Here is a 12230-nt window from a genome sequence, read left to right on the forward strand (position 1 = left end):
ATTTCCAATGGCTCAATCTTATGACGTCATCATCATCGGTTCGGGACCGGGCGGTTACATTGCCGCGATCCGCGCAGCCCAGCTCGGCATGAAGGTTGCCGTCGTGGAGCGCGAGCATCTGGCAGGCATTTGCTCCAACTGGGGCTGCATTCCAACCAAAGCCCTGCTGCGCACCGCCGATGTCATGCACACCGCCACCCATGCCAAGGATTATGGCCTGACGCTGGAAGGTTCGATCAAGCCTGATGTGAAGGCAATCGTCGCCCGCTCGCGCGGCATTGCTGCGCGCATGAACAACGGCGTCGGTTTCCTGTTCAAGAAGAACAAGGTCGACATCATCTGGGGTGAAGCCAAGATCACCAAGCCGGGCGAAATCGTCGTTGGTAAATCCACCAAGCCGGTGGTTCAGCCGCAGGGTCCCGTGCCGAAGAACACGCTGGGCGAGGGCACTTACACTGCCAAGCACATCATCGTCGCCACCGGTGCACGCCCGCGCGCGCTGCCCGGCATCGAGCCGGATGGCAAGCTGATCTGGACCTATTTCGAGGCGATGAAGCCAGACGAACTGCCTAAGTCGCTGCTCGTCATGGGTTCGGGCGCGATCGGCATCGAATTCGCCAGCTTCTACCGCACCATGGGCGTCGACGTCACCGTCGTCGAAATCATGAGCCAGGTCATGCCGGTCGAAGATGCGGAAATCTCCACCTTCGCCAAGAAGCAGCTAGAGAAGCAGGGCATGAAGATCCATCTGGAAACCAAGGTTTCCAAGGTCGAGAAGGGCGCGAACTCCATCACCGCGACGCTCGAGAAGAAGGACGGTTCTTCCGAGAAGATCACGGCCGACCGGATGATTTCCGCCGTTGGCGTCGTCGCCAATATCGAGGGCATCGGCCTTGAGGCTGCCGGCGTGAAGACCGATCGCGGTTTCATCGTCATCGACGGTTACGGCAAGACCAATGTGCCCGGCATCTACGCCATCGGCGATGTCGCCGGCCCGCCGCTGCTCGCCCACAAGGCCGAGCATGAGGCCGTGATCTGCGTCGAAAAGATCGCCGGTCTGCCGAATGTTCACCCGATGGACAAGCTCAAGATTCCGGGCTGCACCTATTGCAACCCACAGGTCGCCTCGGTCGGCCTCACCGAAGCCAAGGCCAAGGAACAGGGCCGCGACATCCGCGTCGGCCGCTTCTCCTTTGCGGCAAACGGCAAGGCCGTTGCGCTTGGCGAGGACCAGGGCATGGTCAAGACCATCTTCGACAAGAAGACCGGTGAGCTGCTTGGCGCCCACATGGTCGGTGCGGAAGTCACCGAACTCATTCAGGGTTTCGTTGTCGCCATGAATCTGGAGACGACGGAAGAGGATCTGATGCACACGATCTTCCCGCATCCGACCATTTCGGAATCGATGAAGGAAAGCGTGCTTGACGCCTATGGGCGTGTGCTGAACGCATAAGTGCCGCGTGATGCCCGGCATTGTCTAACCTTGCCGGGTGTCCCATATGTCTCGATACCGGCCACTTAAGGGACCGGTTCTTTCAGGGAGCGTGGGAATGGAAAGTGTAGGCTGGATTGCAGCAATCATCATCGGCGGTCTCGCCGGCTGGCTTGCGGGCAAGCTCATGGACATGCGCTTCGGCATCTTCATGAATATCATTCTGGGCATTGTCGGTTCAGTTGTCGCCGTCGCCGTCCTTCGCACCCTCGATGTCTTCGTGCAGGACAGCAGGCTCGGTTATTTCGTCACGTCTTTCCTTGGCGCCAGCCTCTTGCTGTTTGTGGCAAAGCTGGTGCGGCGCTAACGGGCTGCATGACCGGAAGGGGCTTACGCTTTTTCTGGAATTGTTCTAAAGCATCCGGCCAACAGGTGTTTAGATCGCTACAGGCGATGGAAGCAGGTTTTTAATGGTCACTATTCTCGACAGGACATCGTCCGACGAAAAACGCATCCGCCATCCGGAAAAGGCGCATCGGCCAGATACCGAGGTCATGCGCAAGCCGGAATGGATCCGTGTCAAGGCGCCGACCTCCAAGGGTTATCACGAGACGCGCGAACTGGTGCGCAGCCACAAGCTGGTAACGGTGTGCGAGGAAGCCGGCTGTCCGAATATCGGCGAATGCTGGGACAAGAAACACGCGACCTTCATGATCATGGGTGAAATCTGCACCCGTGCCTGCGCCTTCTGCAACGTCGCGACCGGCAAGCCCAATGCGCTTGACATGGACGAGCCCGAAAACGTCGCCAAGGCCGTCAAGCAGATGGGTCTTAGCCACGTCGTCATCACCTCGGTCGACCGCGACGATCTTGCCGATGGCGGCGCTGAACATTTCGAGAAGGTCATCTGGGCGATCCGTGCCGCATCTCCGACGACGACCATCGAAATCCTCACGCCCGACTTCCTGAAGAAGCCCGGTGCGCTGGAGCGTGTCGTGGCCGCCAAGCCCGACGTCTTCAACCACAACATGGAAACCGTTCCGGGCAATTACCTCACGGTTCGCCCCGGCGCGCGTTATTTCCACTCCGTGCGCCTCCTGCAGCGCGTCAAGGAACTCGACCCCACCATGTTCACCAAGTCCGGAATCATGGTCGGCCTGGGTGAAGAGCGTAACGAAGTGCTGCAGCTGATGGACGATCTCCGCAGCGCCGACGTGGACTTCCTGACCATCGGCCAGTACCTGCAGCCGACCCGCAAGCACCACAAGGTCGAGGCCTTCGTGACGCCGGAGGAATTCAAGTCCTACGAGACGGTCGCCTATACCAAGGGCTTCCTGATGGTCTCCTCAAGCCCGTTGACGCGTTCTTCCCACCATGCCGGTGACGATTTCGAGCGCCTGCGTGCGGCCCGCGAAAAGAAGCTGCTGGCGGCTGCGGAATAAGAGGCTGTAGAAGCGCGCAAAGGCCATTGCCCGTTCCTGTCATCCTCGCCCTTGAGGCGAGGATTCATGACCGCTGGTGAGGTGGATCCTCGGGTCAAGCCCGAGGAAGACGCCGAGTGGCAGGGCATAAGGCCACAAACACACTTTTTCGGCATCCAGCCAGCTTAAGCCGCAATCTTCTCCGGCCGATGCGCGCGCATGCACAAGATCACGCTCAGCACCACCGAGCAGATCGCCATGACCTCGACTAGCGTCGGTCCGCGCCCTTCCCATAGAAACCCGTAAAGCAGCGCAAACAGCGTTTCGAACAGGATCATCTGTCCGACCATGGTGAGCGGCAGAAGACGGCTCATCCTGTTCCAGAGCGCATTTCCCAGAATGGAGGCGGTGAAACCAAGCCCGGCGGCGATGGCGGCGAAATGCAGCCAGTCTCCTGAACTGTGGCTTTCTCCGCCAAAGCCGAAGGCCGGAACGGCGAGCAGTAGCGCAAGCCCGCCGGTCACGACCCCGGTCATCATGTTCCAGTCATCGGCGCTGACATCGTGAAGACGTGACAGCCAGCGGGCATTGCCGACGGCAAAAGCCGTCCAGGAGGCCAGCGCGCCGAGAGCACAGGCAAGACCGATGACACGGGAGACATCCAGCCCCGTATCGTTTTCCGTCAGCGACTGCCAGGAAATGCCGATAATGCCGATTGCGCCAAAGGCAAGCGATGGCCACAGTCGCTTCAGCGACACCGCGCCATGATCGCGACTGCCGATGATGGTGACGGCGACGGGCAGGAAGCCGATGATGATCGAAGTGAAGGCAACACCGCTCAGTTTCACCGCCGTCGATATGAAGACATAATAGGCGATATTGCCGATCATGCTCAGCCAGCCGAGCGCAAACCATTCCCGCGCGCCAAAATGCGCCGATACCCGTTTCAGACGTGGCCCGATGATGATGAGGGAAATCAGCCCATAGGTGAGATAACGCGCCGTCGATAATTGCAGGGCCGAAAAATCCGGCACGAGTTTCGGAGCGAGAAAGATGCCACCCCAGAGTGCGCCCGCCAGCACGCCGTAAAAAACACCGAGACCTGTTCTGTTGTTCATGTCATGTCACATCCGCATTTACTTTGTCCGCGATGTGCCACAGCCCCTTTCGACTGTCTTGACAAAAACTCCTGAGGACTTGTCCGCCGCTCTGATTGTTGTTTTTCAGAGGGTTGTACGTTTATAGCGGATAGAGGTGCGTGTGGTTTACCCCCCTCTGCCCTGCCGGGCATCTCCCCCTCAAGGGGGGAGATCGGCAGGAGGCGCTACCGCCACTTCATTCTCAAACGTTGAGATGGGCGAGACTTTGCCGCAGATCGATCTCCCCCCTTGAGGGGGAGATGCCCGGCAGGGCAGAGGGGGGTAAACCACACGCACCTCTATCCGCTATAAACGGACAACCTCCTGAAAGCTCACATCTAGTGAATGCCGCGGTTCCGGCGATAGGCGGCCGGCGTTTCACCCACGGCATTGCGCATGGCGCGCGTCAGCGCCGTCTGGTCGGAAAAACCGGCCTTGAGCGCGATTTCCGCAATCGGCAGGCTGGTTTCGCTGAGGAGCGTGCAAACCTTGTCCATGCGCAGCCCTGCAAGCCAGCGGTGAGGCGGGAAACCGAATTCTTCGAGAAACAAAGCGTGCAGGCGGCTGTCGCTGATCGTCACGCAGGCCGCCAGCATGTCGATGGTCCAGGGAAAGAACGGCTCCGCCCGGACGACCGCACTGAGTTTGCGCAGGCGCTGGCGGATATCGGTTTTTTCAGTCGCTAGGCTGTCCACCAGCAGCGGGGCCCAAAGTGCGGCAATATCGTCACGCCGCCCATCCGTTCCGATGAGGCCACGCATATAAGCGATCAATTGCCGTGTGTCCGGGGCGATATCGAGAAAAGGCATGCGTGCGAATTTCTCAAGCGTCCGTTCGGAAACGGCGCTTTCATCGATATCGACCACCAGCGAATGGTTGATCGCGGTGGCTTCCTGCGTATGCGGCGCATCGCGATGAATGAAGACACCACGGCCGGTGGAGAGTTCATCCTGACGCCCGGCGACATCGATCCGCAGGCAGCCGGAGACGGGAAGAACGATCTGCACGAAGCCGTGCCGTTCCCTGGGTCTCTCCTGCCTGTAGGTTCTGATATCGGCCGATGCGGATGTCATGACGCTGTCATTTCCATTGTTCAAAGAAATGGCCGCCTCGAAAAAGCGGCCGGTTTCATTGCGTGATTATGACATCGTCTTGAAGATTGGACCAGCCGGCTTTATCGGTCGGCTATACGAAACGGCAATTAACAGTCTTCCTTGGCGGTCGATTCGCCGCGTTTGCGCTTGCGCAGAACCGGCTTGTTCTCCCTCGCTTCGCATTTCGCGACGTCGATGAGATAGGCAAGCACCGGCATGCCGTTCATCGATGCGAGTTGCTTGGCGGATTCGAGAAGGTTGATGATGTTGGAAAAATCGTCCATCGGCTCACTCAGTGGCTCAAAGCGGTTATGTGTCGGGTCTGAACCCAAGGATGAATAGGCGCGGGGAAATCGGGAGGGCCCGGCGCGTTTGCATCCAATGGGTGTAATATTAGTCGCAAATAAATAGCAATCCCTTCAACAGAGTTGCAATAGTCAATTTTCCGTAACTGCCATGCGCGACGACAATATCCGCTCTGTTGCGGATATCCCTGCCGCAGGTAATCTCCCCGGTCATGACGAGGTTATGCGATGCCGAACTATCTTGAGACAGTGGAAGATGCCGCGGCGATCATCGCCGGGGCGCAACGCATCATGGTCGTTGGCTGTTCCGGCGGCGGCAAGTCGACGCTCTCCCAGAAGCTCGCAAGCAGATTTGGGCTTCGCTACATCTCCATGGACCGTGAAATCTTCTGGCTGCCCGGCTGGCAGGCGCGCCCGCGCGAGGAACAGCGGAAGAGGATAGCCGCGATCATCACCGAAGAGCGCTGGCTGATGGATGGCAGCAATCCATCCTCGTTCGACATGCGGTTGCCGCGCTCCCACATCGTTCTCTGGGTGCGTATGCCGCGTTGGCTCTGCCTGTGGGGTGCCGTCAGCCGGGCGATCAAGGGATATGGCAAGGCGAGGCCGGAAATGGCGGAGGGATGCCCCGAACGGATAGACGTCGATTTCCTGCGCTATATCTGGAACTTCGAACGGCGCCACACCCCGATCTTCGAGCAGAATTTCGCGCTTTATGGCGCCGACGTGCCTGTATTCCAGCTGAAAAGCCGAAAACAGTTTAGCCGCCTTCTTGATCTTCTTGTTATCGGCGATTAACTGCCGCTTATGCCCCAGTTCGAAACGCATCGCCTCGTCAAACACTCGCCAGACCGCATGTACGACCTCGTCGCCGATGTGGAAAAATATCCGCAGTTTCTGCCGCTTTGCGAGGCGCTTGCCGTGCGCTCGCGCAAGGAGCGGGAAGGCAAGGTGCTTTTGGTGGCGGATATGACGGTGGGCTACAAGGCCATTCGCGAGACCTTCACCACGCAGGTGCTGCTGAACCCGGCCGAGCGCGCCATCGATGTGAAATATATCGACGGGCCGTTCAAATATCTCGACAATCGCTGGCGTTTCGAAGCGGCCGAAGATGGTGGCGCGGCCATTCATTTTTTCATCGATTACGAATTCAAGAGCCGGCTGCTCGGCGCGGTCATGGGCTCGATGTTCGACCGGGCTTTCCGCATGTTCGCGGAAGCCTTTGAGACCCGCGCCGATAAAATTTACGCCGACCCGGCCTGAGTGAGGGCAATCAGCATCTGGAGCGCGGTTCTGACAGTCGCAAGCCGGATTTCGGTGCGGCCAATCTCGCCGTAATGCATCTCTTTGTGCAGGCTGCGGCCGTCACGCGCCTTGGCCGCCAGATGTACCAGTCCCACCGGTTTTTCGGCCGAGCCGCCGCCCGGACCGGCAATGCCGGTCACCGCCACGGCAAAATCCGCGCGCGAGCGGAAGAGGGCGCCATGCGCCATCTGCAGTGCCGTCTGGCGGGATACCGCCCCGAATGTTGCCAGCGTCCCGGCGCCAACCCCCAGCATGTCCATCTTGGCTTCGTTCGTATAGGTGACGAAACCGCGGTCGACCACGGCGGAGGAGCCGGCAATCTCCGTCAGCGCGCCGGCGATCAGCCCGCCTGTGCAGCTTTCGGCGGTCGAGACCATGAAGCCGCGGGCGGTGAAATCGGCAATGATCTGCCGCGCCAGTTCTTCTATGTCAGCGGGAAAGAGGCTCATAACGGTCGGCCCCTGTAAACGACGGTAGCGGTGGCGATTGCAGCGATGCCCTCCCGGCGGCCGACAAAACCGATCGTCTCATTGGTCGTCGCTTTCACCGAGCAGCGCTCCAGCGCGATGCCCAGCATGTCCGAGAGCGCTTCGCGCATGGCCTGGCGGTGCGGACCGATGCGCGGCGCCTCGGCGATCAGCGAGACATCGGCACTCATGATCGTGCCGCCATTGTCGCGCACCACCTTGGCCGCATGTTCAAGGAAGATGCGCGAGGCCGCACCCTTCCATTGCGGATCGGAAGGCGGGAAGTGATCGCCGATATCGCCTGCGCCACAGGTGGCGAGCAGCGCGTCCGTCAGCGCATGCAGCGCCACGTCGGCATCCGAATGGCCTTTGAGTTTCTGGTCGTGTTCGATGAAGACACCGCAGAGTGTCACGCCGTCGCCGGCCTCCAGCTGGTGCACGTCGTAGCCATTGCCGGTGCGCACGTCAGGCAATGCATGGGAGAGCTTTTCATCGGCCATGGCGATATCCCGCTTGAGAGTGAGTTTCACATTGTCGACCGAACCTTCGGTCAGCGTCACCGGCAATCCCGCCCATTCGGCAATCGATGCGTCATCGGTGAAATCCGTCTTGCCGGAAGCCGCTGCGGCGCGATGCGCGGCGAGAATATCGCTATAATTGAAGCTTTGCGGTGTCTGCGCCGCATAAAGTCCCTGTCGGGAAACCGTCTCCACGACACGCCCGTCCGCGCCGCGCTTCAGCGTGTCTGTGACGGGCAGGGCAGGCAAAACGCCCGCTGCCCCCGACTGGTGCAGCGCCACGATGCGCTCCAGCATGTCGGCGGCGACGAAAGGCCGTACGGCGTCATGGACCATCACATGGGTCGGCTCATGGGAGGAGAGCGCCTCAAGCCCGGCCAGGACCGATTGTTGACGTGTCGCGCCACCGGTGACCGTGGTGATCCGCTCGCCAGCATCAAGCCGCCCAAGGATCGGCGACAGCAGCGCCGCATCGTCGGCATGGCTGACGACCACGACAGGGCAGGCGTCGTTCCAGTTAAGGAAGGTCGCCAATGTATGCTCGATCACGGCCCTGCCGCCGATCGGGCGATATTGCTTCGGCCCTTCCTCGGGGGAGCCTGCCCTTTCGCCGCGTCCGGCGGCGACGATGACGATGCCGAATTTCATAGTACTTTCCTGCATTGGTCATATGCTTTGCGCGCAACCCTTAGCGGTTGACAGTCCTGCTCTAGCGTTTCAAAACCCGAATGGCCAGCCCGATAAGACGCGCATTCATCCCTGCATGTCGCAGGATCCATCGTCATCGCACCTTGGAACCTGCACAAATTGCTGCCGACAGCAAAACAGGCAGGCAGCCGCCCAGCAAATAAAAGGTGCAACCCTCTAAAAGTGCTTGGCAACCGCGCAAACACTGTCTAAAAATAATGCAAATAACCCTTCTGCATGAAAGATCATCAATTGCATCTTCCGGAGTTGTCAGAACCGTTCAGCATCGGCTCAGTCACGATCCGTAATCGTGCGGTGCTGGCGCCCATGTCGGGCGTGACGGATTTGCCGTTCCGGCAGCTGGCCTGGCGTTATGGCGCGGGTCTGGTCGTGACGGAAATGGTCGCAAGCCGCGAACTCGTCGCTAACAGGGGCGAATCCTGGGCGCGTCTGAAAAATGCCGGCATGGTTCCGCATATGGTGCAGCTCGCCGGGCGCGAAGCGCATTTCATGGCCGAGGCCGCGAAGATCGCCGCCGATAACGGCGCTGGAATCATCGATATCAATATGGGCTGTCCGGCCAAGAAGGTGACGGGCGGTTATTCCGGTTCGGCTTTGATGCGTGATCCCGATCATGCGCTCTCGCTGATCGAGGCGACGGTCGGCGCGGTCGATGTGCCCGTGACGCTGAAGATGCGGCTCGGCTGGGACGAAAACACCATCAATGCGCCGGAGATCGCCCGCCGCGCCGAAGCGGCAGGCGTGCAGCTCATCACCATTCACGGCCGCACCCGCATGCAGTTTTATGAGGGGCGGGCGGATTGGGATGCCATTCGCGCCGTGCGCGAGGTGATTTCCGTGCCGCTGATCGCCAATGGCGATGTGGAAACGGCCGAGGATGCGCGCGAAATCCTGCGACGTTCCGGTGCGGATGCCGTCATGGTCGGCCGCGGCGCGCAGGGGCAGCCCTGGCTGCCGGCCGTGCTCGCCGGACATGCGCCGCCGCCCCGCGCCGATATTCCCGCCATTGCCATCGAACATTACGAGATGATGCTGGAATTTTACGGAAGGGAAGCCGGTCTGCGGCATGCCCGCAAACATCTGGGCTGGTATCTCGACCGTTTCGCGACAGAGATCGCCACGCCCGACAAGGCTCAAATCATGACATCGCGTGACACGGGGGAGGTGGCGGATCTGCTGCGCTTCGCCCTTGGCGCAAATGCGGGCGAAGACGCCGCAAGGAAGGCCGCATGAGCGCTGACAAACACAGCCCGGCAGATGCAAACCCGCTCGCCATGGCGGTTCTGAATGCGGTGCAGAACCCCGTCATTCTGGTGGATGGCGAGGGTTTTATCGCATTCGCCAATTGGGAGGCCGAAGCCTTTTTCGGGGCGAGCGCTTCCCATCTTGCCCGCTACCGCGTCTCCACCTTCATTCCTTTCGGCAGCCCGCTGCTGGCGCTGATCGATCAGGTTCGGGAACGCCGCGCGCCGGTCAACGAATATCGCGTCGATCTGAGTTCGCCGCGTCTCGGTCAGGACAAGCTGGTCGATCTTTACGTCGCCCCCGTTGTCAGCGAACCGGGATCGGTGGTCGTCGTCTTTCAGGAACGGTCGATGGCCGACAAGATCGACCGGCAACTGACCCACCGCGCCGCCGCCCGTTCCGTCACCGGCCTTGCCTCGATGCTCGCGCATGAGATCAAGAACCCGCTGTCCGGCATTCGCGGCGCTGCCCAGCTGCTGGAGACCTCAGTTGCCGACGAAGACCGGGCGCTGACTCGGCTGATCTGCGACGAGACCGACCGTATCGTCTCGCTGGTCGACCGCATGGAGGTGTTTTCCGACGAGCGGCCGGTGGACCGCGTGCCGGTCAATATCCACTCGGTACTCGATCATGTGAAGGCCATCGCCAAGGCCGGTTTTGCCCGCAATATCAAGATTTCCGAAAATTACGACCCGTCGCTGCCGCCGGTCTATGCCAATCGCGACCAGCTGGTGCAGGTCTTTCTCAATCTCGTGAAGAATGCGGCCGAGGCCGTGGGCAACCAACCGGATGGCGAGATCATTTTGACCACGGCCTATCGCCCCGGCATGCGGCTTTCGGTTGCCGGCAGCCGCGAGCGCATCTCGCTGCCGCTTGAATTCTGCGTGCATGATAATGGACCGGGGGTTCCCTCCGATCTGCTGCCGCATCTTTTCGATCCCTTCATCACCACCAAGACGAATGGTTCGGGCCTCGGCCTGGCGCTTGTCGCCAAGCTGATCGGCGCCCATGGCGGCATTGTCGAATGCGACAGCCAGAACCACCGCACGACTTTCCGCGTATTGATGCCCGTCTCGCCGGAAGTGGCGCTCGACGACAGCTCTTTGCCGAACACGACAGGAAATGACAGATGACAGCTACGATCCTCGTCGCCGATGATGATGCCGCAATCCGCACCGTTCTGAACCAGGCGCTGAGCCGCGCCGGTTACGACGTGCGCATTACGTCCAATGCCGCAACGCTCTGGCGTTGGGTTTCGGCGGGTGAGGGCGATCTTGTCGTGACCGATGTCGTGATGCCGGATGAAAACGCCTTCGATCTTCTGCCGCGCATCAAGAAGGCCCGCCCGGACCTGCCGGTTCTGGTCATGAGCGCACAGAACACCTTCATGACCGCCATCAAGGCCTCTGAAAAAGGCGCTTACGACTATCTGCCCAAGCCCTTCGACCTGACAGAACTGATCGCCATCATCGGCCGCGCGCTCTCCGAACCGAAGCGCAAACCGGCCAAGCTCGATGACGACATGCAGGACGGCATGCCGCTCGTTGGCCGCTCGGCGGCGATGCAGGAAATCTACCGCGTTCTCGCCCGCCTGATGCAGACAGACCTGACCCTGATGATCACGGGTGAATCCGGTACGGGTAAGGAACTGGTGGCGCGCGCGCTGCATGATTACGGCAAGCGCCGCAACGGTCCCTTTGTCGCCATCAACATGGCGGCTATTCCGCGAGATCTGATCGAATCCGAACTCTTCGGCCATGAGAAGGGCGCCTTTACCGGCGCGCAGAACCGCTCGACAGGCCGTTTCGAACAGGCCGAGGGTGGCACGCTGTTCCTCGATGAAATCGGCGATATGCCGATGGATGCCCAGACGCGCCTGCTGCGTGTGTTGCAACAGGGCGAATATACGACGGTGGGCGGCCGCACGCCGATCCGCACCGATGTCCGCATCGTCGCTGCCACCAACAAGGACCTGAAACAGTCGATCAATCAGGGCCTCTTCCGCGAAGACCTTTATTATCGCCTCAACGTTGTGCCGCTGCGCCTGCCGCCGCTGCGTGACCGGGCCGAGGATATTCCCGATCTGGTGCGCCATTTTATCCAGCAGGGCGAGAAGGAAGGTCTTGAGGGCAAGCGTTTCGAGAGCGAAGCGCTGGAAGTCATGAAGGCCTATGCCTGGCCGGGCAACGTGCGCGAACTGGAAAACCTGATCCGCCGCCTCATGGCACTTTACCCGCAGGAAGTCATCACCCGCGAGATCATCGAGCAGGAACTGCAATCGGATGTTCCCGACAGTCCGCTCGACAAGATGGCGGTCCGCACCGGTTCGCTCACCATCTCGCAGGCGGTTGAGGAAAACATGCGGGATTATTTCGCCAGTTTCGGCGATGGCCTGCCGCCGCCCGGTCTTTATGATCGCGTGCTGCGCGAACTCGAATATCCGCTGATTCTCGCAGCCCTGACGGCGACACGCGGCAATCAGATCAAGGCCGCCGATCTTCTTGGCCTCAACCGCAATACGCTGCGCAAGAAAATCCGCGAGCTCGGCGTTTCCGTTTATCGTAGCTCCCGCCCAACCTGAGAATGTTGACAAGGC

Annotated in this window: 13 protein-coding genes; 8 read left to right on the forward strand and 5 right to left on the reverse strand. The window is 60.3% G+C overall.

The annotated features are described in order from the left end of the window. The first annotated feature begins 7 nt into the window (after positions 1-7). From lpdA to lipA, 3 genes are all read left to right on the forward strand, one after another. Positions 8-1453 carry a dihydrolipoyl dehydrogenase gene (gene lpdA, locus ACIQUH_RS02790; protein WP_400812392.1) on the forward strand — a complete coding sequence of 482 codons (1446 nt, stop codon included), beginning with the start codon at positions 8-10 and terminating at the stop codon, positions 1451-1453. Between the two features lie 97 nt (positions 1454-1550). Next, positions 1551-1799 (forward strand): GlsB/YeaQ/YmgE family stress response membrane protein, encoded by a 249-nt coding sequence (locus tag ACIQUH_RS02795; RefSeq protein ID WP_006312479.1) that lies wholly within the window; start codon positions 1551-1553, stop codon positions 1797-1799. 103 nt (positions 1800-1902) lie between these two features. Next, entirely contained in the window at positions 1903-2874 is a 972-nt protein-coding gene (gene lipA / locus ACIQUH_RS02800; protein WP_046800214.1) for a lipoyl synthase, read from the forward strand. A gap of 164 nt (positions 2875-3038) precedes the next feature. Here the strand turns inward: lipA and ACIQUH_RS02805 are convergent, their stop codons facing one another. From ACIQUH_RS02805 to ACIQUH_RS02815, 3 genes are all read right to left on the reverse strand, one after another. Then, a complete protein-coding gene (locus ACIQUH_RS02805; RefSeq protein ID WP_400812395.1) occupies positions 3039-3971 on the reverse strand; it encodes a DMT family transporter in 933 nt (310 codons plus the stop codon). Between the two features lie 359 nt (positions 3972-4330). After that, entirely contained in the window at positions 4331-5065 is a 735-nt protein-coding gene (locus ACIQUH_RS02810; RefSeq protein WP_400812397.1) for an AraC family transcriptional regulator, read from the reverse strand. A 128-nt stretch (positions 5066-5193) separates the two neighbouring features. After that, entirely contained in the window at positions 5194-5370 is a 177-nt protein-coding gene (locus ACIQUH_RS02815; protein WP_003496171.1) for a hypothetical protein, read from the reverse strand. A 249-nt stretch (positions 5371-5619) separates the two neighbouring features. On the opposite strand from ACIQUH_RS02815, the gene ACIQUH_RS02820 reads away from it, so the two are divergent. Both ACIQUH_RS02820 and ACIQUH_RS02825 read left to right on the forward strand, forming a co-directional pair. Further along, the gene (locus ACIQUH_RS02820; protein WP_400812398.1) at positions 5620-6189 is read left to right on the forward strand and encodes an AAA family ATPase; all 570 of its coding nucleotides are present in this window, start codon (positions 5620-5622) and stop codon (positions 6187-6189) included. A 9-nt stretch (positions 6190-6198) separates the two neighbouring features. After that, positions 6199-6654: a type II toxin-antitoxin system RatA family toxin gene (locus tag ACIQUH_RS02825; RefSeq protein WP_400812400.1), complete on the forward strand. Its 456-nt coding sequence runs from the start codon at positions 6199-6201 to the stop codon at positions 6652-6654. Here the strand turns inward: ACIQUH_RS02825 and ACIQUH_RS02830 are convergent. Beyond that, positions 6636-7145, reverse strand: coding sequence for a CinA family protein (locus ACIQUH_RS02830; RefSeq protein WP_400812402.1), 510 nt, complete (start codon positions 7143-7145; stop codon positions 6636-6638). The genes ACIQUH_RS02825 and ACIQUH_RS02830 overlap by 19 nt on opposite strands. Beyond that, complete coding sequence (locus ACIQUH_RS02835) at positions 7142-8329, reverse strand: bifunctional 2-C-methyl-D-erythritol 4-phosphate cytidylyltransferase/2-C-methyl-D-erythritol 2,4-cyclodiphosphate synthase (RefSeq protein ID WP_400812403.1); 1188 nt, start codon at positions 8327-8329, stop codon at positions 7142-7144. Before ACIQUH_RS02835 ends, ACIQUH_RS02830 begins: the two co-directional genes overlap by 4 nt. Before the next feature lie 276 nt (positions 8330-8605). Here ACIQUH_RS02835 and dusB point away from each other — a divergent pair, with 276 nt between their 5' ends. Genes dusB through ntrC form a run of 3 tightly spaced genes read left to right on the forward strand, consistent with a single transcriptional unit; the run spans position 8606 to position 12215 of the window. Then, positions 8606-9622, forward strand: coding sequence for a tRNA dihydrouridine synthase DusB (gene dusB, locus ACIQUH_RS02840; protein ID WP_400812405.1), 1017 nt, complete (start codon positions 8606-8608; stop codon positions 9620-9622). After that, positions 9619-10767: a nitrogen regulation protein NR(II) gene (locus ACIQUH_RS02845; RefSeq protein WP_269347687.1), complete on the forward strand. Its 1149-nt coding sequence runs from the start codon at positions 9619-9621 to the stop codon at positions 10765-10767. Before dusB ends, ACIQUH_RS02845 begins: the two co-directional genes overlap by 4 nt. Continuing rightward, positions 10764-12215, forward strand: a complete 1452-nt coding sequence (gene ntrC, locus ACIQUH_RS02850; RefSeq protein WP_003521350.1) for a nitrogen regulation protein NR(I) — start codon at positions 10764-10766, stop codon at positions 12213-12215. The genes ACIQUH_RS02845 and ntrC overlap by 4 nt, the downstream gene beginning before the upstream one ends. Positions 12216-12230: the final 15 nt, after the last annotated feature.

Origin of the sequence: Agrobacterium sp. NPDC090283 (assembly GCF_044769685.1) — a bacterium.
Lineage (GTDB): Bacteria > Pseudomonadota > Alphaproteobacteria > Rhizobiales > Rhizobiaceae > Agrobacterium.